The following is a 20336-nucleotide window of genomic DNA, read 5'->3' on the forward strand; positions in this document are numbered from 1 at the left end:
TGGATTAAATGTTCTTTTTATGTTCTTAATCCTATAGGATTAATCCTGTGGATTTATTTTGGGATTCCGGGGCGGCTGAGTATTTTGAACAGAAAGTGAACATTATCACCTGCGGTCGAAAAGCACCGGCTCTGTCCCATACCGTCCCATCCGACTCCCCTCTGGCTGCCATCCGGGCCAGCCCGTGATTCGGGAGTCACCGGTCACAGGAAATTCATGGCATGGTCATGTCCCTGACATCCTTGACGGATTACAGTCGCCTACCCGTTTACTAGGAGTTTCTGATATGCGCGGTATGATGAAGGCGGCTGTGGTCGCCATGATGATTGCCGGAACCGGCACCCCCGCCAGCGCCGCTGATGCCTTTTCCTTCGTGGCGATCGGCGACATGCCCTATGGCAAGCCGGAGGAAGCCTATCCGCCGTATGAGCGGCTGATTGCGGCGATCAATGCCGCCAACCCGGATTTCACCGTCCATATCGGTGACATCAAAAGTGGATCGACGGTCTGTTCGGATGAGGAGTTCCGCAATCAGCTGGGATTTCTGAACAGCTTCAAAACCGCGCTGCTCTATACCCCCGGCGACAATGAATGGACGGACTGCCACCGCAAGAAGGCGGGCAGCATGGATCCGCTGGAGCGTCTGGACGCCCTGCGCCGTCTGTTCTTCACCAAGGCGGAGACGCTGGGCAAGGCTCCGCTGAAGGTGGAGCGGCAGGCCGATGTCTCCGCCCACAAGCAGATGGTCGAGAATGCCCGCTTCACCCATAAGGGGGTGATGGTGGTGACCGCCCATGTGGTCGGCAGCAACAACAATTTTGAAGTGCGCGACCCGGCGGCGGTGGCGGAGTTCTTTGCCCGCGATGCCGCCAATGTGGAGTGGATCCGCTCCAGTTTCGCTAAAGCCAAGGCGGAGAACGCCCGGGTGCTGGTGCTGGCCATGCAGGCCAATCCGCTGGACAGCGATGTGAATGGCGAGACCCCGGGTCATTCCGGTTTCAATCGGACTCTGGATGCTTTTGCGGAAGAGGCGGCGGCCTTTGGCAAGCCGGTCCTGTTCATCCACGGGGATACCCATTACTTCCGCATCGATCACCCGTTCAAGACCCGCGATAAGGATAAGAAGGTGCTCGACAACGTCACCCGTCTGGAAGTGTATGGGGAAAAGCAGGTCCACGCGGTGAAGGTCAGCATTGATCCGGACAGCGAGGATACCTTCAGCTTCCGGCCCCTGTACGTGAAGGGGCAGCGGGACTTTGTGAAGAACTGATCCATCCCCGCCGGGGCTGAGAGACGAAACGATAACGCCCGGAGGGATCTCCGGGCGTTATGGCTTTTCGGGCGGAAGGGCAGGGGTGGGACTGAGGCTCAGTCCAGCCCCTTTTCCGACCAGGTGATTTTCTTGCGGTAAATGGTCGAGGGGCTGATTTCCAGCAGCGCCGCTGCCTTGGGGATGTTGCCGCCGCACAGGTCAATGGCATGCTCAATGGCTTCTTTTTCAATCAGCCACAGGGGTTTCAGGTCGGCCGCACTGCCGAGCACCAGCGTCGCCACCTGTTCCCGGCTGCCATTCAGGGCCGGTTCCGCCGTCAGCGGGCGCGGGATCCCCTCGGCGGCGGCCTCGGACAGCAGGCCTGCCGGGGTGGAACGGGTGCCGGTCGACAGCACCGGCGGCAGCATCTCCAGCGTCAGTTCCGGTCCGTCGTTCAGGACCACGGCGCTGCGCAGCACGTTTTCCAGCTGGCGCACGTTGCCCGGCCAGTCGTAGCTGGCAATGGCGGCAGCGGCGCGGCGCTCCAGACGGCGGAAGCCCTTGCCTTCTTCCCCGGCGAGCTTGACCAGCAGGGCATCGGCGATTTCCAGCGCGTCGCCATCGCGTTCCCGCAGCGGCGGCAGGTGGATGGGAATGACATGCAGCCGGTAATACAGGTCTTCGCGGAAACGGCCTTCCTCGACCTCGCGCAGCGGGTCGCGGTTGGTGGCGCAGACGACGCGGATATCCACCTTCTGGGCACTGTCGGCCCCGACCTTCTGCACCATGCCGGTCTGGAGGAAGCGCAGCAGCTTGCCCTGAAGGTTAATGTCCATTTCCCCGATTTCGTCGAGGAACAGTGTGCCGCCGTCAGCGCGGGAGGCGGCACCGTCCCGGGTGCCGGTGGCCCCGGTGAAGGCCCCCTTCAGATGCCCGAACAGCTCGCTTTCCATCAGGTCCTTGGGGATGGCGGCGCAGTTGACGGCAACGAAGGGTTTGCCGGTGCGGGGACCGGCGCGGTGGATCGCCTCGGCGCACAGTTCCTTGCCGGTGCCGCTTTCCCCGGTGATGAACACCGTAGCCTTCGACGGGGCGGCGGCCTCGATGATCCGGTAGACCCCGCGCATGGAGGCCGAGGCCCCGATAAAGCCATAGAAAGTGTTGGTCCGCTCTTCCCGCAGGGTTTCGGTCAGTTCTTCCACCTGCCGGGACAGGCGCTGCTTTTCCACCACGTTGGCAATGGTGACCTGCAGGCGTTCCGGGGTGAACGGTTTGACCAGAAAGTCGGTGGCCCCGGCCTGAAGGGCCTCCACCGCCAGACGGACGGAAGCCTGTGAGGTGACCACCACCACCCCGACCGGCATCTGGGCGGAGCGGATCCGCCGCAGAATGTCCAGTCCGTTCATATCCGGCAGGTGTACGTCCAGCACCACCGCATCCGGGGTCAGGCGTTCCAGTGCGGCGACCGCCTCCTGCCCGGAGTGCACACAGTCAACCGTGTGCGCGGCCAGATCGAAAGCATACCGTTCTGCCATCAGCGGATCGTCTTCGACGATCAGTACCCGAGCTTTCATATCCGGCGCCTGCGTTGCTGCTGCCATAATTTCCACAAAGTAGCGCAGCCTTTTACCCGGCGCAACCGGATCACGGGGCGGTTACAAACTCTGCGGCCTTATAGCCCTGCGCGAACAGCAGGGCGGTCAGATCCCCGTGATTGACCTTGTGGGCCACACTTTCGCGGACCAGTGGTTTGGCGTGATAGGCCACGCCGAGGGAGGCCGCCTGTAGCATCGGCAGATCGTTGGCACCGTCGCCGACCGCGGCGGTCAGGGCCAGCGGCAGGTGGCGGGCTCCGGCCCCTTCCATCAGCAGGCGCAGCTTGGCATCCTTGCCAAGGATCGGCGTGGCGACCTCGCCGGTCAGATGGCCATCGGCGACAATCAGGGTGTTGGCGTGATGCTCGTGGAAGCCACAGGCAGCGGCGACACGGCCGGTAAAGAAGGTGAACCCGCCGGAGGCGAGGATGCAGTGGGCCCCGTTGGTGCGCATGGTCTGCACCAGCGTATGGGCACCGGGCATGAAGTGGATCTCTTCCCAGGTGCGTTCCAGTGCGTCGGCGGACAGGCCTTTCAGCATACCGACGCGTTCGCGCAGGGCCTCTTCAAAGTCCAGCTCGCCGCGCATGGCCCGCTCGGTGATGGCGGCGATTTTGTCTTTCAGTCCGGCGAAGGCGGCCAGATCGTCCAGCGTTTCGCCGGTGACCATGGTGGAGTCCATGTCGGCGATCAGCAGCTTTTTGCGGCGGTTCTCCACCGGCTGGAAGAACAGATCGACCCCGGCGTCGGCAAAATGGCGGCGGACCACGGCATCGGCGAAGTCAGCGGTGATGCCGGTGAACAGCAGGTCACAGGCGGTGTTCTCTGCCAGCCACTCCGGCGGGGAGACCGAGGCGTGGGCCTCGCGCAGGGCGTCGCGGGCGGTGGCGATATGCCCGGCGGTCAGGCCGCCCGGGGTGGCAACAAGGGTCAGCACTTTTTCCATGACGGACTCCGGGGCTCGGGCGGCGGGGGCAGATGTCACTTCGCGGTGGCTCAATCTGCTGCTTTGCGGCATCGTATACGGAACAACCGGCGGCAAAGGCAAGACCGGACGGACTCTGATGTGTGGAGAACAGGCGACGATGACGGGCACCCCCGACCCCGAGATGCTGCGGCAGGCTGTTGTCGTGGTGGCCGGACCGACGGCCAGCGGCAAGTCCGCCTGCGCGCTGGATCTGGCGACGGAGTTTGACGGCTGCGTCATTAATGCCGATTCCATGCAGGTGTATCAGGATCTGCACGTCATCACCGCCCGCCCGTCGGCGGCGGATATGGCCAAGGCCCCGCACAGCCTGTATGGCATGCTGCCGGGGCGGGAGGTCTGTTCCGCCATGCGCTGGGCGGAAATGGCGGCGGCGGAAATCGCCGTCTGCCGGATGGCCGGGCTGCTGCCGATCGTCTGTGGTGGCACCGGTCTGTATATCCGGGCGCTGATGGAAGGGATGTCGCCGATCCCGGAGATTCCGGAGGAAATCCGTCAGCGCAGCCGGTCAGAGATGGAGGAGATCGGCAACGCCGCTTTCCATGCCCGGCTGGCGGAGGTTGATCCGGTCACCGCCGACCGTCTGAACATCGGCGACACCCAGCGCCTGTGCCGGGCGTGGGAAGTGTGGGAGGCGACCGGCCGGTCGATCACCGACTGGCAGACCGAGCCGAACGTGCGGCTGATTGACGGCACCTTTTTCCCGATCCTGATCGCCCCGCCGCGCGAGGAGCTTTATGTCTCCTGCGATCGCCGCTTCGACCTGATGATGGACTACGGGGCGCTGGACGAAGTGCGGGCGCTGGACGGGCAGGGTCTGCCCGAAGATGCCCCGATTCTCAAGGCACTGGGCGTACCGGAGCTGCGGGGGCTGCTACACGGGCGGATGGACCGGGCCGAGGCCATCCGCGCGTCTAAACAGGCCACCAGAAACTTTGCCAAACGGCAGATGACATGGTTCCGTGGACAGCTTCGTTCGCGGGAAATCCTGCCTGCGCAATATTCAGAAAGTTCGAGATCGGAAATCTTTGCAAAAGTTCGTCACTTTTTGTTGACCGGCTGACCGCAACCCTCTAGGGTGCCGTTCTCCCCCGCGTTTCCGGCGGGGAAGGCGTCGTTCCGGCGCGGTTTTCCCACAGGTGGAAAGCCCCGGTTGCGGCGGGAGAAGACACTTTGAGAGGTTAAGGATTATGGCCCAGGAAACCATGTCGGGAGCAAAGATCGTCCTTAAAGCCCTGGTTGATCAGGGTGTGGACGTAATCTTCGGCTATCCGGGCGGTGCCGTCCTACCCATTTACGACGAGCTGTTCCAGCAGAACCAGATCAAGCATGTTCTGGTCCGGCACGAACAGGCGGCCGTTCATGCGGCGGAAGGGTATGCCCGGTCTACCGGTAAGGTGGGCGTGGTTCTGGTAACCTCCGGCCCCGGCGCCACCAATGCCGTCACCGGCCTGACCGATGCGCTGATGGATTCCATTCCGGTCGTCTGTCTGACCGGGCAGGTGCCGACCCACCTGATCGGCAATGACGCCTTTCAGGAAGCGGACACCACCGGCATCACCCGCCAGTGCACCAAGCATAACTATCTGGTGAAGAAGTCGGACGATCTGGCCCGCACCATGCACGAGGCCTTCTACGTCGCCACCACGGGCCGTCCCGGCCCGGTGGTGATTGACCTGCCGAAGGACATCCTGATGCTGCCCGCGCCGTATAATGCGACGGCGAAGGTCAAGCACAAGTCCTACAAGCCGCAGGTCAAGGGTGACCTGAAGAAGATCGAAGAGGCGGTGAAGCTGCTGGCCAACGCCAGGAAGCCGATCATTTACGGCGGCGGCGGCATCATCAACTCCGGCCCCGGTGCCAGCCAGCTGCTGACCAATTTTGCCCGCACCACCGGCTTCCCGGTGACTCTGACCCTGATGGGTCTGGGGGCCTATCCGGCGTCGGATCAGCAGTTCCTCGGCATGCTGGGGATGCACGGGACCTACGAGGCGAACATGGCGATGCATGACTGCGACGTCATGCTGTGCGTCGGTGCCCGTTTCGATGACCGTGTCACCGGCCTGCTGTCGGCCTTTGCGCCGAACTCGAAGAAGATCCACATCGATATCGACCCGTCCTCGATCAACAAGAACGTTGCGGTCGATCTGCCGATCATCGGCGATGTCGCCCACGTTCTGGAAGACATGCTGAAGATCTGGAAGTCCACGCAGGCCAAATCCGACGCCAGGGCGCTGGAAGTGTGGTGGAAGCAGATCAACGACTGGCGCAAGGTCAACTGTCTTGCCTTCGAGCAGGGCAGCGAGATCATCAAGCCGCAGTACGCGATCCGCCGCCTGTATGAACTGACCCGGGGCCGCGAAACCTACATCACCACCGAAGTCGGGCAGCACCAGATGTGGGCGGCCCAGCATTTCGGCTTCGATAAGCCGAACCAGTGGATGACCTCCGGCGGCCTTGGCACCATGGGCTACGGCTTCCCGTCGGCGATCGGCGTGCAGATGGCCCACCCGGATGCGCTGGTGGTCGATATCTCCGGCGAAGCCAGCTTCATGATGAACATGCAGGAACTGTCCACCGCCGTGCAGTACCGCCTGCCGGTCAAGGTGTTCATCCTGAACAACATGTACATGGGCATGGTCCGTCAGTGGCAGGAACTGCTGCACGGCAGCCGCTACTCCGAAAGCTATTCCGAAGCCCTGCCGGACTTCGTGAAGCTGGCGGAATCCTTCGGTGCTGTCGGCATCCGGGTCCAAAAGCCGGATGAACTGGACGGGGCCATCAAGGACATGATGGCGGTTGACCGTCCGGTGCTGATGGACATCCTCGTCGACCAGAAAGAAAACTGCTACCCGATGATTCCGTCGGGCAAGCCGCATAACCAGATGCTGCTGGGGCCGGTGGCCGCAGGGACCGAAGCCATTGCCGACGAAGGCAAAGTGCTGGTCTGAGCCACGCCTGACAGGGAGTAAACACCGTGCAAATGTCGACCGAAATCCAGTGTCATACCATTTCCGTTCTGGTGGACAACGAGTCCGGGGTTCTGGCCCGGGTGATCGGCCTGTTCTCCGGGCGTGGCTACAACATTGAAAGCCTGACGGTGTCGGAAGTGGACCCGCGGGAAAAGCTGTCGCGGATCACGCTGGTCACCTCCGGGACCGAGATGGTGATCGAGCAGATCAAGGCGCAGCTCAGCCGTCTGGTGCCGATTCACACGGTGCGCGATCTGACGGTGGAAGGCCCGCATGTCAGCCGCGAACTGGCGCTGATCAAGGTGGCGGGCATCGGCGAGAAGCGGGTGGAAGCCCTGCGCATCGCCGATATCTTCCGCGCCAATGTGGTGGATTCCACCAACGAGAGCTTTGTGTTCGAAATCGTCGGCAAGACCGACAAGCTCGACGCCTTCATCAAGCTGATGGAGCCGCTGGGGCTGATCGACGTCGCCCGGACCGGGGTTGCCGCGATTGCCCGTGGATCTGAAGGCCTCTGATTCCCCTGTTCTGTATCAACGGCGGCGGGGAGTGCGTTCCCGCCGCGTCATCTTCCAACTGACAGTTTGGTTTAAAAGGACAAAATCATGCGCGTTTACTACGATCGCGACGCCGACGTTAACCTGATCAAGACCAAGAAGGTCGTCGTTGTCGGCTACGGCTCGCAGGGCCACGCCCATGTGCTGAACCTGCGTGACTCCGGCGTCAAGGACGTCGCGGTTGCCCTGCGCGAAGGCTCCGCCACCCGCAAGAAGGCCGAAGGCGAAGGCCTGAAGGTCATGACCCCGGCCGAAGCCGCCGCCTGGGCTGACGTGGTCATGATCCTGACCCCGGACGAACTTCAGGCTGATCTGTATTACGCCGACCTGCACAAGAACATGAAGGAAGGCGCTGCCCTCGTCTTCGCCCATGGTCTGAACGTGCACTTCAACCTGATCGAGCCGCGCAAGGACCTCGACGTGTTCATGGTCGCCCCGAAGGGCCCGGGCCACACCGTGCGTTCCGAATACAAGCGTGGCGGTGGCGTGCCGTGTCTGGTCGCCGTGGCTCAGAACGCGTCCGGCAACGCTATGGAACTGGCCCTGTCCTACGCCTCCGCCATCGGCGGCGGCCGGTCCGGCATCATCGAAACCAACTTCCGTGAAGAGTGCGAAACCGACCTGTTCGGCGAACAGGCCGTGCTGTGCGGTGGCCTGACCGAGCTGATCAAGGCCGGTTACGAAACTCTGGTCGAAGCCGGTTACGCCCCGGAAATGGCTTACTTCGAGTGCCTGCACGAAGTGAAGCTGATCGTCGACCTGATGTACGAAGGCGGCATGGCCAACATGCGCTATTCGATCTCCAACACCGCTGAATACGGCGACTATGTCACCGGTCCGCGCATCATCACTTCCGAAACCAAGGCGGAAATGAAGCGCGTTCTGGATGACATCCAGTCCGGTCGCTTCGTGCGCGACTGGATGCTGGAATGCAAGGCCGGTCAGCCGTCCTTCAAGGCGACCCGCCGCCGCAATGCCGAGCATGGCATTGAGGAAGTCGGTGGCCGTCTGCGCGCGATGATGCCGTGGATCGGTGCCAACAAGCTGGTCGACAAGGACAAGAACTGATCCTGTCGCGTCTGGCGAGGTTTCTTCGCCAGTCTGATCAGATCGTGGCGGCAGAAATGCCGCCCTCCTGAGAAAAATACCCCGCAGTCCGCTGCGGGGTATTTTCTTTTTGCGGAAACAAATCTAAATAATCAACTTATGAGTGAATATCCATTGAGGGGATGCGCGGGTGTTCGATTAAGTGTAAACATACATCAGTGATGGGGGGATTCCGGCATCGCTGAAAACGTGTTCAGGAGGTTGTTGGGATGCGGGGTATGGTGTGGACCGGTTAAGAGCGGGTCTGATCGGGGTTTTTCTGTCGGTCTTCGCAGTCTGGCCTGCCGTTGCCGAAGATAATCGGCCAGCGCAGAGGGTGATCACCCTCTATGGCGGGGAAAAACAGGGGCCTGTTGTCTGCAATGGCTCCTCAGTCGGCCCGGGGATGTTGACGGAACGGGCGGTGGAGCTGTTCCGCCGGGCCGGGTATGCGGTGCGGATCGAGTGCACGGCCTGGAACCGGGCGCAGACCGTCGTCAAATCTGACCCTGATGGCGTTGTCCTGAACATGGCGCGGACGCCGGAGCGGGAGGGTGATTATATCTGGCTACTGAAAACCGGGGAACTTGATTACGGCATTGCAACCGCTGATCCGTCCCTCCGGACTCTGGAGGCTGCCTTGCAGAAAGGCATGGTTGCCGCCGTCCGCGGGACGCCCCGGGTCACGGAGTTACAGGCCATCGGCCCTGAACGGCACATCGTGCAGGTGAATGATCCGGAACAGGCGGCGCGCATGCTGACGTCCGGGCGTGTTGTGGCGTGGTATGACACTTCCACCCGGATTGAACGGTTCTGGCCGGACGGAAGCAATGCGTCCTCCCGGCCTTTCTTTGTGCCGACGCGCCGCATTGCCGGGTATCTGGCCGCAGGCTTTGCCCTGCGGGATGAGGGCCGGATCCGGGCCCAGCTGGAGCAGGCCTTTACGGCCATGAAAGCCGATGGCAGCTGGGCGGCGATCGGCCGACGCTATGCCGGACTGGCCCGGTAAGAGACGCAGGAGCAGTGCAGGCATGCGGCAGGAAAGGGGCGAAGGGATGCTGACAGGCACAACGGGATCCGGACCGGCACGCTGGCCTGCCTGCTGCCGGTGGATCCGGGGAGCGATGCTGTCTGTCATCCTTGCGGCCTTCCAGCCCGGCCTGTGCCATGCCGGAGATGACCCGTTGGCCCTCTATGGCGATGATCATCAGACTCCGTTTGTGTCGCGGGATGGTCAGCCGGGACTGTTCCGCGAGGCAACCGAGGAAATGCTGCGGCGGGCGGGGCTGCCCTACACGCTGACCCTGACACCGTGGCGGCGGGCGCAGGCCGAGGTGCTTGGCGGTGGTGGGGGGCTGATCATGAATCTGGCCCGGACACCGGCGCGGGAAACGGAGTATCGCTGGATGGTCAGGGTCCTGCCGACGGCCTATGTGCTTGCCGGGCTGGCGAAGGACTATCAAAGCCTGACCGAGGCCTTTGCCGATGGGCCGGTTGTCGTTCTGGCCGGAACGCCACGGGCGGACGAGGCCCTGAAAAGTGGCGGGCCTGACCGGGTGGTGCAGGTGAACGATCCCCAGCAGGCGGTCCGTCTTCTGCGCGGGGGCCGGGTGTCGGCATGGTACGAAATTGATCTGCGGATCCTGCATGCCTGGCGGTCTGCCGGTTTTGCCCCGGAGAGTCTGCGGATTGGCGCTCCGCAGCAGGTGACGGGCAGTTATCTGGCCGCCAATCCGGGTTTGCCTGATGCGGACCGGGTGGAGGCCCGGCTCCGGATGGCATTTGCATCCATGCAGGCGGATGGAAGCTGGCAACGGATTCTCGCCGCCTATATCGGCCCGGAGCGGGCGCAGGGGGTTGCTGCGGCGGCTTGGGCCGAATAGGGCAAGTCGTCCCCTGTCTGATCGGGGTCCGGTGGCTGTCGCTGCTTCGGCGATGCCGTGATCAGAGATGATGGAATCAAAAAAGAACCCCCGCGCGATCACTGCTGCTGTCAGTCCCTCCAGGCCCGGGTGGATGACGGCGGCTGCGATGGCAGCGGGGGTAAGGATAAGGCGGTTGCCCTGCGGGACTGACCGCGCTGTCTCGGGATGCGGGAGAGAGGACCGCATCACCGAAGGGTGATCCCGGGCCGGTCTGCGCCGGAACGGGGAAAGAAGGCCGGGGAGATCTGGGGAAACCCCCCGGAGGTAACAGGTATCAGGGAAGGAAGGTAGGAGAGGGATTTGAGTTGAGGAGAGAGGGATAAACACAAGGTCCGACGGCCACGCGGGGGCTGCTGACAAAGCGCTGATCCAACCCCGAGAGAGGGAAGGGCGGAGCGGCGCTGGCCTGCGTTGGCATCCGTTGCCGGAGGGGTGTTGCCGCCGGGAGGACCGGTCCGCAGCCACCCGCTGTGGCGTCGATGGAGTGGTTATACGGGCTCCTGATCTCGAACGCAAGTGCAAATGAGTTGCAATTGCGTTTTTCTGATTCCGCCTCGTGACCCCTTGGGCCGGGGGCAGCAAAAAACGGCGCTGCCGGTGAGGGCTGCGCCGTTTCAGGGGTTAGAATGTATGGGATGCCGGTGCTTCAGAGATCGCTGTAGACCGGGCGGTGCGGATGCTGGCCGGTCAGGGAGAACACTTCGACCCCATGCTGGGTACAGGCCTGCGTCAGCTTCGGCGAGGTCATTTCGTCGGTGAAGAAGGCGGTGATCTGCGAGAAGTGACCGATCCGCACCGGCGCAGACCGCGACAGCTTGGTCTTATCGGCAACCAGATAGGTTTTGCGGGCGTTTTCGATGATCGCCTGCGCCACCCGGACTTCCCGGTAATCATAATCGAGCAGGGCCCCGTCCTCGTCGATCGCCGAGGCCCCGATCACGGCGTAGTCCACTTTGAATTTTTTAACGAAGTCGGCGGTGGCTTCCCCGATCAGGCCGCCATCGGCCCGGCGCAGCAGGCCACCGGCGACAATCACCTCGCAGGACGGATTCTGGATCAGGGTGTTGGCGACGTTCAGGTTATTGGTGATCACCAGAAGGTTGCGGTGATTCAGCAGGGCCCGGGCCACCGCTTCGGTGGTGGTGCCGATGTTCATGAACAGCGAGGCGTTGTTGGGGATTTCGGCGGCACAGAGGCGGCCGATTTCGGTCTTTTCATCGGCGGCGATGATCCGCCGGGCCTCGTACCCGACGTTCTCGATTCCTGATGCCAGAACGGCACCGCCGTGGACCCGGGCCAACATGCCACGGTCGCACAGTTCGTTCAGGTCCCGGCGGATGGTCTGCGGGGTGACTTTGAACTGCTCAGCCAGTTCATCGACCAGAACCCGCCCGGCATCGCGGGCGGCGTCCATGATTTCCTGCTGACGGAAGGAAAGGGGCATGGCGCGGGTCTCTCTCCGGGGGTTCGTGCCGCACTTTTTTACTCTCTCAGCACGGATGGGGCGGGATCGGGCCTCATCCGGCTGCCGTGGCGGCGTTACCTTCGAAAGAATAATGGGGTATCAGCCACGGTCAAGTAGCGAGTCGAGCGAATGTTTCATTTTTATGACACTTTCGTGAATGTGCTGTTTTGGAAGTGCGCTGAAGTGCCTTGCGAATGTCGTTGAATTTTATGACAAGTTACTGATTTTAATTTGTTTATAAAAACATCCGATCCGGGTCATGTTCTTCCGCATGTGCTATATTTATGTGTGCATGTGCGAAATACGAACGTTCATGTTCTTAAAATTGAAAGATTCCGAAAATTTTCTTGACCGGAATGCGTCAATACCGCTCAATCTCATCCTCTGGCGAACCTCGCGCAGCAAACAGACGGGTCATCCGGGCCCGGCGGAACAAGACCGGTTGGTGGGAAGAATATGACGGATCAGGCGATCTACGATCTGGCAATCATCGGGGGCGGTATCAATGGCTGCGGCATTGCGCGCGATGCTGTTGGCCGGGGCCTTTCGGTGTATCTGTGTGAACAGGGCGATCTGGCGCAGGCGACCTCTTCCGCCAGCACCAAGCTGATCCATGGCGGCCTGCGCTATCTGGAATATTACGAATTCCGTCTGGTGCGCGAAGCCCTGATCGAGCGCGAGGTTCTGCTGAACGCCGCGCCGCACATCATCTGGCCGCTGCGCTTTGTGCTGCCGCATGTGAAGGGCCTGCGCCCGGCGTGGCTGCTGCGTCTGGGGCTGTTCCTCTATGACAATCTCGGCGGGCGCAAGCTGTTGCCGGGCACCCGGGGACTGGATCTGCGCCACGATGCCGCCGGGGCACCGCTGCGCGATGGGTACCGCAGGGGGTTTGAATATTCCGACTGCTGGGTGGAAGATGCCCGGCTGGTGGTGATGAACGCCATGGACGCCGTGGAGCGCGGCGCGGTGATTGAAACCCGCACCCGGTGCAGCGGGGCACAGCGGGAAGACGGCCTGTGGGTGGTGTCTGTCACCGATACCGACACCGGCCTGTCGAAGACGGTCCGGGCCCGGGCGATTGTCAATGCCGCCGGCCCATGGGTGGAAGATGTGCTGACCACCAAGGTCAAGGCCTCGGTTCCGGCGCGCATCCGCATGGTCCGGGGCAGTCATGTGGTCGTTCCGAAGATTTTTGAACATGACCGGGCCTATATCTTCCAGAATCCGGATGGCAGGATCATCTTCGCGATTCCCTATGAACAGGATTTCACCCTGATCGGCACCACCGATCACGATCACAAGGGTGATCCGGCGGCGGTGCACTGTACGGAGGACGAGGCCCAGTATCTGTGCGATGCGGCCTCGGAATACTTCCGGCGTCCGGTCCGGCGCGAGGATGTGGTGTGGACCTATTCCGGCGTCCGGCCGCTGTATGATGACGGGGCCTCCGCCGCGCAGGCCGCAACCCGGGATTATGTGCTGAAGCTGGAAGATGCCAACGGTGCCGCGCCGCTGCTGAGCATTTTCGGCGGCAAGATCACCACCTTCCGCAAGCTGGCGGAATCGGCGCTGGAAAAGCTGATCCCCTACTTCCCCGGTAAGCGCGGTCCGTGGACCGACAAGGCGGTGTTCCCCGGCGGTGATTTCTCGCCGACCGATGTGTGGACGCTGATCGCCGCCCTGAAGAAGGACTATCCGTTCCTTGATGATGTCTGGGCCCGCCGTCTGATCCGTGCCTATGGCACCCGTGCCCGCCAGCTGCTGGGCGATGCGGCCTCGGTCGCTGACATGGGCGAACAGTTCGGGGCCACCCTGACCGAGCGGGAAGTGGTATACCTGATGAAGAAGGAATGGGCGCGGGAAGCCGCTGATATCGTCTGGCGCCGGTCCAAGCTGGGCCTGCGGATGACGGCGGACCAGATTGCCCGTCTTGATCTGTGGATGCGGACCAACCGGGGGGTCGTCTCCCCGGCGGCGGAGTGAGGTGTGCTGGGACCGGCCGCATCAGGGCCGGTCAGGACTGAATGCGTTCTGCTGAAGAAACGTCCGCTACCAAATAAATCATAAGGAACAGGGGCCAATGACCCTTACGCTGGAGAACGTTACAAAAACGTCAGGGCGTGAGACTCACATCCATCCGGTGTCGATGACGCTGGAACGGGGCAGTCTCAACGTGCTGCTGGGGCCGACGCTGTCGGGCAAAACCACGCTGATGCGCCTGATGGCCGGTCTGGATAAACCGTCTTCCGGCCGGGTGCTGTGGGATGGCAAGGATGTCACCGGGGTGCGGGTGCAGGATCGCAATGTCGCGATGGTGTACCAGCAGTTTATCAACTATCCGGCCCTGAGTGTGTACGACAACATCGCCTCGCCGATGCGCCTGAAAAAGGTGGATGCCGCCACCATTGACCGCAAGGTCAAGGAAGCGGCGGGACTGATGAAGCTGGGCCACCTGCTGGACCGCAAGCCGCTGGAACTGTCCGGCGGCCAGCAGCAGCGCACCGCACTGGCGCGGGCGCTGGTCAAAGGGGCCGATCTGGTCCTGATGGACGAGCCGCTGGCGAACCTTGACTACAAGCTGCGCGAGGAACTGCGGGTCGAAATCCCGAAGATCTTCGAAGAATCCGGGGCGATTTTCGTTTACGCCACCACCGAACCGCATGAGGCGCTTTTGCTGGGCGGGAACACCGCCACCCTGTGGGAGGGCCGGGTCACCCAGTTCGGTCCGACGCCGGTGGTCTACCGCCAGCCGGGCACCATGACCACGGCGCGGGTGTTCTCCGATCCGCCGATGAATTTCATTGCCGTCGCCAAGGCGGGCAACCGCCTGCTGTTCGGGGAAGGGCAGAGCACCGCCGCCGCCGGATCTCTGGCGGCGCTGCCGGATGGCCGGTACACCGCCGGGTTCCGTCCCAACCACGTCCGCCTCAACCGTCCGGAGGGTGAGACCCTCAACTTCCGGGTCCGGGTCGCGGTGACCGAGATCACCGGGTCCGAAACCTTCGTGCATGCCGACCATGGGGAAGACCGCTGGGTTGCCCTGCGCCACGGCGTGCGCGATCTGGAAATCGGGTCGGCGATCGACGTGTTTGTCGAGCCGCAGCACGTTTACGTGTTCGGTACCGATGGTGCGCTGGTGGCTGCCGCCGCCTACGCCGCCGCAGCCTGAGGAGCGGAGAGACCCCGATGGCAAAGATTACCCTGTCCAATCTGGCGCATGCCTACCGCCCCAATCCGCAAAGCCGCAGTGATTTCGCGCTGAAGCAGATGGATCATGTGTGGGATGACGGTGGCGCCTATGCCCTGCTCGGCCCGTCGGGCTGCGGCAAGACCACCCTGCTGAACATCATTTCCGGCCTGTTGATCCCGTCGCAGGGCAAGGTGCTGTTCGGCGAGGTGGACGTCACCCGGCTGCCGACGGAACAGCGCAACATCGCGCAGGTGTTCCAGTTCCCGGTCGTTTACGACACCATGACGGTGTACGACAATCTGGCCTTCCCGCTGCGCAACCGGGGCACCGAGGCGCATCTGGTCGATGCCCGCGTCCGCGACATCGCCCGCATGCTCGGCATGACCGATGTGCTGGGCAAGAAGGCGCAGGGCCTGACCGCCGATGCCAAGCAGAAGATCTCGCTTGGCCGCGGCATGGTGCGCGAGGACGTCTCGGCGATCCTGTTCGACGAGCCGCTGACCGTGATCGACCCGCATATGAAGTGGGAACTGCGGACCCAGCTGAAGGCGCTGCACCGCGAGTTCGGCCACACCATGATCTACGTCACCCACGACCAGACGGAGGCGCTGACCTTCGCCGACAAGGTGGTGGTGATGTATGACGGCGAGGTGGTGCAGATGGGCACTCCGGCGGATCTGTTTGAACGCCCGGCCCATACCTTTGTCGGCTACTTCATCGGCTCGCCGGGCATGAACGTGCTTCCGGCGAAGATCGACGGGGCGTCGGCCTATATCGAAGGCTGCCAGATCCCGCTCAGCCGCCACTACAGCGGTCTGGAAACGGCGAAAACCGTCGAGATCGGCTGCCGTCCGGAATTCCTGACCCTGACCGACCGCCCCGATGGCCTGCCGGTGCAGGTGCGCCGGGTGGAGGACGTTGGCCGTCTGAAGATTGTCCGGGCTGATTTCTTTGGCCGCGAAGTGAATATCATTGCTCCGGAAGGGGCCAGCATCAGCGACCGCCAGAACCGGGTGGTGTTCGATCCGGCACGGATCAACGTCTATGCGGACAGCTGGATCGTTGAAGGGAAGGCGGCGTGATGGAAAAGACCTTTAACAACAAGGCCTGGTTCATGGTGCTGCCGGTGGTCCTGCTGGTGGCCTTCTCAGCGGTTGTTCCGCTGATGACTGTGGTCAATTATTCCGTGCAGGATACCTTCGGCAATAACCAGTTTTTCTGGGCCGGTCTGCAATGGTTTGAGGAAGTCCTGACCTCGGAACGTCTGCATGACGCGCTGATCCGTCAGTTCATTTTTTCCGCCGTGATTCTGGCGCTTGAAATCCCGCTGGGGATCGCGGTGTCGCTGTGCATCCCCAAGCGTGGGGTGTGGTCGTCGTTCTGTCTGGTGCTGATGGCCCTGCCGCTGCTGATTCCGTGGAACGTGGTCGGCACCATCTGGCAGATTTTCGGGCGCGTTGATATCGGCCTGCTGGGCGCGACCATGGCAGCGCTGGGGATTGATTACAACTACACCCAGAATGCCGCCCATGCGTGGATCACCATTGTGGTGATGGACGTGTGGCACTGGACCTCGCTGGTGGCGCTGCTGTGCTTCGCCGGTCTCCAGTCGATCCCCGATGCCTATTATCAGGCGGCCAAGATTGACGGGGCCGGACGCTGGAAGATCTTCCGCTATATCGAGCTGCCGAAGATGAACCGCGTGCTGCTGATTGCCGTGCTGCTGCGCTTCATGGACAGCTTCATGATCTATACCGAGCCGTTCGTGGTCACCGGTGGCGGCCCCGGCAACTCCACCACCCTGCTGTCGATCGACCTTGTAAAGATTGCGCTGGGGCAGTTTGACCTTGGTCCGGCAGCGGCGTTCTCGATCATCTACTTCCTGATCATCCTGCTGCTGTCGTGGGTGTTTTACACCGTGATGACCAACTATGGAAAAGGGGAGGGCCGCTGATGTCCACCGCCGTTCAGTCCGGTCCGTCCCGGATCAACGCCCGCACCGTCGGCATGACCCTGTACCTGCTGTTCCTGCTGGTGCCGATTTACTGGCTGCTGAATATGAGCCTGAAGACGAACGAGGAAATCCTCTCGACCTTCTCGCTGTGGCCGCAGCACCTGACCTTTGCCAACTACATGGTGATCTTTACCGATCCCAGCTGGTATTCCGGCTATATTAACTCGATGATCTATGTGGGCCTGAACACGGTGATTTCCATCGCCGTGGCCCTGCCCGCCGCCTATGCCTTCTCCCGGTACCGCTTTCTCGGGGACAGCCACCTGTTCTTCTGGCTGCTGACCAACCGTATGGCCCCTCCGGCGGTGTTCGCGCTGCCGTTCTTCCAGCTGTACAGCTCGGTCGGGCTGTTTGACACCCATATCGCGGTGGCGCTGGCCCACTGTCTGTTCAACGTGCCGCTGGCGGTGTGGATCCTGGAAGGGTTCATGTCCGGCGTGCCGAAGGAAATTGACGAGACCGCGTATATCGACGGCTATTCGTTCCCGAAGTTCTTCATCAGGATCTTCACGCCGCTGATCGCCAGCGGCATCGGGGTGGCCGCCTTCTTCTGCTTCATGTTCTCGTGGGTGGAACTGCTGCTGGCCCGGACCCTGACCTCGGTTGATGCCAAGCCGATTTCGGCGGCGATGACCCGCACGGTTTCGGCATCGGGCATGGACTGGGGCGTTCTGGCCGCCGCCGGGATCCTGACCATCGTACCGGGGGCGCTCGTGATCTACTTCGTGCGCAACTACATCGCCAAGGGCTTTGCCCTCGGCCGGGTCTGACGGTCTTCAGGAGGATATCAATATGGCTCTCGACTGGATGGCCTGGACCTGGCAGACCGCCGCGTTCTTCGGCTGCATCGGCATCACCCTTGTCGGCATGACCGTGTGGGGCATTGTCGCCCCGCAGGTGCCGCGGATGGGCATTCTGCGCTTTGAAACCACCCCCGGCGACCGGCTGTTCGTGTCGCTGCTGGGCAGTGCCTTCATTCATCTTGGCTGGCTCGGGCTGATCGGTGATCCGCTGTGGGCTGCCAGCATCGTTTCCGTCGCTTACGCCGCTGCGGTGTTCCGCTGGGTGTAAACGCCGGTCGCAGGACGGAGCGGGGGTCCCGAACCCCCCGCCCGTATCAGTCCAAAAGGAACTGAGACATTGAAAGTCATGGGAGGACTTGCATGAAATCGGGTACTAAGACCACGGTTGCCGCCATTGCGCTGCTGACCGGCCTGTCTGCCCCGGCCTTTGCCGGTGTGGAAGACGCCAAAAAGTGGATTGACAGCGAATTCCAGCCTTCGACCCTGTCGAAGGAAGCGCAGCTGAAGGAAATGGAGTGGTTCATTCAGGCTGCCGCTCCGTTCAAGGGCATGGAAATCAACGTGGTCTCGGAAACGCTGACCACCCATGAATACGAAGCCAAGACGCTGGCCAAGGCCTTCGCTGAAATCACCGGCATCAAGGTCCGCCATGACCTGATCGGCGAAGGCGACGTGGTCGAAAAGCTGCAAACCCAGATGCAGTCCGGCAAGAATATCTATGACGCCTATGTCAACGATTCCGACCTGATCGGCACCCACTACCGTTACAACCAGACCGTTGCCCTGTCCGACTTCATGAAGGCTGACGGCAAGGATGTGACCAACCCGGATCTGGACCTGAAGGACTTCATCGGTCTGTCCTTCACCACCGGTCCGGATGGCAAGATTTATCAGCTGCCGGACCAGCAGTTCGCCAACCTGTACTGGTTCCGGTACGACTGGTTCACCAATCCGGACATCAAGGCGAAGTTCAAGGCCAAGTACGGCTATGACCTCGGCGTTCCGGTCAACTGGTCGGCCTATGAGGATATCGCCGAGTTCTTCACCAACGACGTGAAGGAAATCAACGGCGAGAAAGTCTATGGCCACATGGACTACGGCAAGAAGGACCCGTCGCTGGGCTGGCGCTTCACCGATGCGTGGCTGTCGATGGCCGGTGCCGGCGATAAGGGCCTGCCGAACGGCAAGCCGGTTGATGAATGGGGTATCCGCGTTGCCGGGTGCCGTCCGGTCGGCTCCTCGGTCGAGCGTGGTGGCGACACCAACGGTCCGGCCGCCGTCTACTCCATCGTCAAGTACCTCGACTGGCTGAAGAAGTATGCTCCGCCGGCTGCGGCAGGCATGACCTTCTCGGAATCCGGTCCGGTTCCGGCGCAGGGCAACGTTGCGCAGCAGATCTTCTGGTACACCGCGTTCACCGCTGACATGGTGAAGGACGGCCTGCCGGTGGTGAACAAGGATGGCTCGCCGAAGTGGCGCATGGCCCCGTCGCCGCATGGCGCGTACTGGGAAGAAGGCCAGAAGCTGGGCTATCAGGACGCCGGTGCCTGGACCCTGCTGAAGTCCACCCCGGTTGACCGTGCCAAGGCGGCCTGGCTGTACGCTCAGTTCGTCAACGCCAAGACCGTGTCGCTGAAGAAGAGCCATGTCGGCCTGACCTTCGTGCGTGAAAGCGACATCTGGGACAAGTCCTTCACCGAACGCGCCCCGAAGCTGGGCGGCCTGATCGAGTTCTACCGGTCTCCGGCCCGCCTCCAGTGGACCCCGACCGGCACCAACGTGCCGGACTACCCGAAGCTGGCGCAGCTGTGGTGGCAGAACATCGGCGATGCTGCCTCGGGGGCCAAGACCCCGCAGCAGGCGATGGATGCCTTGGCGGAAGAACAGGATAAGGTTCTGGCCCGTCTCGAAAAGGCCGGGGTGCAGGGTGACTGCGGTCCGAAGCTGAACGAGAAGAAGGACAAGCAGTACTGGTTCGATCAGCCGGGCGCCCCGAAGGGCCCGCTGGCCAACGAAAAGCCGAAGGCTGAAACCGTTGACTACGACCAGCTGCTGAAGAGCTGGGCGGCTGTGAAGAAGAACTAATGGTTTTGCCCCCTGCCGGATGGCCCCGGCGGGGGGCAGATCTGCCCCGGAAGGGACGGCTGTTGCCGGACCCGGAGGGGGTGATACCGGGATAGGCAGGCGGCACCGGGTCATTCCGGTGCCGTGTTGCTGATCCCACCCCACCTGATGCGGGACCGGGGCCGGAGGCATCTGGCATCGTTTTTCGTGGACGGCGGTACCGGGGGCAGAGACGGGCGTTTCCTCCCCCGGCAGTCACTGAGCGGACTTGCCGCCGGATCGCTGCGGCGATCCGGCGGTTTTTTTAAGGAACTTGGGCGGATCGCTGCGGTGATCCGGCGGTTTTTTTAAGGAACTTGGGCGGATCGCTGCGGTGATCCGGCGGTTTTTTTAAGGAACTTGGGCGGATCGCTGCGGTGATCCGGCGG

General features: G+C 62.3%; 17 protein-coding genes. 14 read left to right on the forward strand and 3 right to left on the reverse strand.

The features are described 5' to 3' along the window. Positions 1–286: 286 nt before the first annotated feature. On the forward strand, positions 287–1270 hold the full coding sequence (locus FHS48_RS04630; RefSeq protein WP_184261867.1) for a metallophosphoesterase: 984 nt from the start codon (positions 287–289) through the stop codon (positions 1268–1270). 98 nt (positions 1271–1368) lie between these two features. On the opposite strand, the gene FHS48_RS04635 is transcribed toward FHS48_RS04630, so the two are convergent. Continuing rightward, positions 1369–2826 carry a sigma-54-dependent transcriptional regulator gene (locus tag FHS48_RS04635; RefSeq protein WP_184261869.1) on the reverse strand — a complete coding sequence of 486 codons (1458 nt, stop codon included), beginning with the start codon at positions 2824–2826 and terminating at the stop codon, positions 1369–1371. Between the two features lie 70 nt (positions 2827–2896). Beyond that, positions 2897–3793, reverse strand: a complete 897-nt coding sequence (gene serB, locus FHS48_RS04640) for a phosphoserine phosphatase SerB (RefSeq protein WP_184261871.1) — start codon at positions 3791–3793, stop codon at positions 2897–2899. Positions 3794–3932: 139 nt separating this feature from the next. On the opposite strand from serB, the gene miaA reads away from it, so the two are divergent. From miaA to FHS48_RS04670, 6 genes are all read left to right on the forward strand, one after another. Next, positions 3933–4895 (forward strand): tRNA (adenosine(37)-N6)-dimethylallyltransferase MiaA, encoded by a 963-nt coding sequence (gene miaA / locus FHS48_RS04645; RefSeq protein WP_184261873.1) that lies wholly within the window; start codon positions 3933–3935, stop codon positions 4893–4895. 127 nt (positions 4896–5022) lie between these two features. Next, entirely contained in the window at positions 5023–6783 is a 1761-nt protein-coding gene (locus tag FHS48_RS04650) for an acetolactate synthase 3 large subunit (protein WP_184261875.1), read from the forward strand. 32 nt (positions 6784–6815) lie between these two features. Beyond that, entirely contained in the window at positions 6816–7322 is a 507-nt protein-coding gene (gene ilvN / locus FHS48_RS04655) for an acetolactate synthase small subunit (protein WP_184261877.1), read from the forward strand. A gap of 87 nt (positions 7323–7409) precedes the next feature. Then, positions 7410–8429, forward strand: a complete 1020-nt coding sequence (gene ilvC / locus FHS48_RS04660; RefSeq protein ID WP_184261879.1) for a ketol-acid reductoisomerase — start codon at positions 7410–7412, stop codon at positions 8427–8429. Positions 8430–8853: 424 nt separating this feature from the next. After that, the gene (locus FHS48_RS04665; RefSeq protein ID WP_184261881.1) at positions 8854–9456 is read left to right on the forward strand and encodes a substrate-binding periplasmic protein; all 603 of its coding nucleotides are present in this window, start codon (positions 8854–8856) and stop codon (positions 9454–9456) included. Between the two features lie 115 nt (positions 9457–9571). Beyond that, entirely contained in the window at positions 9572–10330 is a 759-nt protein-coding gene (locus tag FHS48_RS04670; protein ID WP_184261883.1) for a substrate-binding periplasmic protein, read from the forward strand. A 688-nt stretch (positions 10331–11018) separates the two neighbouring features. On the opposite strand, the gene FHS48_RS04675 is transcribed toward FHS48_RS04670, so the two are convergent. Then, positions 11019–11816 (reverse strand): DeoR/GlpR family DNA-binding transcription regulator, encoded by a 798-nt coding sequence (locus tag FHS48_RS04675; protein ID WP_184261885.1) that lies wholly within the window; start codon positions 11814–11816, stop codon positions 11019–11021. A 477-nt stretch (positions 11817–12293) separates the two neighbouring features. Between FHS48_RS04675 and glpD the strand changes: the two genes are divergently transcribed. The 7 genes from glpD to FHS48_RS04710 all read left to right on the forward strand — a co-directional run bounded on the left by glpD (position 12294) and on the right by FHS48_RS04710 (position 19929). Beyond that, the gene (glpD, locus tag FHS48_RS04680) at positions 12294–13820 is read left to right on the forward strand and encodes a glycerol-3-phosphate dehydrogenase (protein WP_184261887.1); all 1527 of its coding nucleotides are present in this window, start codon (positions 12294–12296) and stop codon (positions 13818–13820) included. Between the two features lie 97 nt (positions 13821–13917). Continuing rightward, positions 13918–15006 (forward strand): ABC transporter ATP-binding protein, encoded by a 1089-nt coding sequence (locus FHS48_RS04685; protein ID WP_184261889.1) that lies wholly within the window; start codon positions 13918–13920, stop codon positions 15004–15006. 17 nt (positions 15007–15023) lie between these two features. After that, positions 15024–16109 (forward strand): ABC transporter ATP-binding protein, encoded by a 1086-nt coding sequence (locus FHS48_RS04690; protein WP_184261891.1) that lies wholly within the window; start codon positions 15024–15026, stop codon positions 16107–16109. Continuing rightward, positions 16109–16981, forward strand: coding sequence for a carbohydrate ABC transporter permease (locus FHS48_RS04695; protein ID WP_184261893.1), 873 nt, complete (start codon positions 16109–16111; stop codon positions 16979–16981). Before FHS48_RS04690 ends, FHS48_RS04695 begins: the two co-directional genes overlap by 1 nt. Continuing rightward, a complete protein-coding gene (locus FHS48_RS04700; protein ID WP_184261895.1) occupies positions 16981–17811 on the forward strand; it encodes a carbohydrate ABC transporter permease in 831 nt (276 codons plus the stop codon). The genes FHS48_RS04695 and FHS48_RS04700 overlap by 1 nt, the downstream gene beginning before the upstream one ends. Before the next feature lie 22 nt (positions 17812–17833). Next, positions 17834–18112 carry a DUF2160 domain-containing protein gene (locus FHS48_RS04705; protein ID WP_184261897.1) on the forward strand — a complete coding sequence of 93 codons (279 nt, stop codon included), beginning with the start codon at positions 17834–17836 and terminating at the stop codon, positions 18110–18112. 92 nt (positions 18113–18204) lie between these two features. Beyond that, the gene (locus tag FHS48_RS04710; protein WP_184261899.1) at positions 18205–19929 is read left to right on the forward strand and encodes an ABC transporter substrate-binding protein; all 1725 of its coding nucleotides are present in this window, start codon (positions 18205–18207) and stop codon (positions 19927–19929) included. Positions 19930–20336 lie beyond the last annotated feature (407 nt).

Source organism: Novispirillum itersonii (assembly GCF_014205675.1).
GTDB lineage: Bacteria > Pseudomonadota > Alphaproteobacteria > Rhodospirillales > Rhodospirillaceae > Novispirillum > Novispirillum itersonii_A.

Excerpts from the sequence above, each read along its gene's own strand:
- FHS48_RS04705 (WP_184261897.1), top strand. The coding sequence starts at position 17,834 with ATGGCTCTCGACTGGATGGCCTGGACCTGGCAGACCGCCGCGTTCTTC.
- ilvN (WP_184261877.1), top strand. The coding sequence starts at position 6,816 with ATGTCGACCGAAATCCAGTGTCATACCATTTCCGTTCTGGTGGACAAC.
- FHS48_RS04670 (WP_184261883.1), top strand. The coding sequence starts at position 9,572 with ATGCTGTCTGTCATCCTTGCGGCCTTCCAGCCCGGCCTGTGCCATGCC.
- FHS48_RS04650 (WP_184261875.1), top strand. The coding sequence starts at position 5,023 with ATGGCCCAGGAAACCATGTCGGGAGCAAAGATCGTCCTTAAAGCCCTG.
- glpD (WP_184261887.1), top strand. The coding sequence starts at position 12,294 with ATGACGGATCAGGCGATCTACGATCTGGCAATCATCGGGGGCGGTATC.
- FHS48_RS04710 (WP_184261899.1), top strand. The coding sequence starts at position 18,205 with ATGAAATCGGGTACTAAGACCACGGTTGCCGCCATTGCGCTGCTGACC.
- FHS48_RS04675 (WP_184261885.1), bottom strand. The coding sequence starts at position 11,816 with ATGCCCCTTTCCTTCCGTCAGCAGGAAATCATGGACGCCGCCCGCGAT.
- FHS48_RS04635 (WP_184261869.1), bottom strand. The coding sequence starts at position 2,826 with ATGAAAGCTCGGGTACTGATCGTCGAAGACGATCCGCTGATGGCAGAA.
- FHS48_RS04700 (WP_184261895.1), top strand. The coding sequence starts at position 16,981 with ATGTCCACCGCCGTTCAGTCCGGTCCGTCCCGGATCAACGCCCGCACC.
- serB (WP_184261871.1), bottom strand. The coding sequence starts at position 3,793 with ATGGAAAAAGTGCTGACCCTTGTTGCCACCCCGGGCGGCCTGACCGCC.
- FHS48_RS04630 (WP_184261867.1), top strand. The coding sequence starts at position 287 with ATGCGCGGTATGATGAAGGCGGCTGTGGTCGCCATGATGATTGCCGGA.
- miaA (WP_184261873.1), top strand. The coding sequence starts at position 3,933 with ATGACGGGCACCCCCGACCCCGAGATGCTGCGGCAGGCTGTTGTCGTG.
- FHS48_RS04665 (WP_184261881.1), top strand. The coding sequence starts at position 8,854 with ATGTTGACGGAACGGGCGGTGGAGCTGTTCCGCCGGGCCGGGTATGCG.
- ilvC (WP_184261879.1), top strand. The coding sequence starts at position 7,410 with ATGCGCGTTTACTACGATCGCGACGCCGACGTTAACCTGATCAAGACC.
- FHS48_RS04690 (WP_184261891.1), top strand. The coding sequence starts at position 15,024 with ATGGCAAAGATTACCCTGTCCAATCTGGCGCATGCCTACCGCCCCAAT.
- FHS48_RS04695 (WP_184261893.1), top strand. The coding sequence starts at position 16,109 with ATGGAAAAGACCTTTAACAACAAGGCCTGGTTCATGGTGCTGCCGGTG.
- FHS48_RS04685 (WP_184261889.1), top strand. The coding sequence starts at position 13,918 with ATGACCCTTACGCTGGAGAACGTTACAAAAACGTCAGGGCGTGAGACT.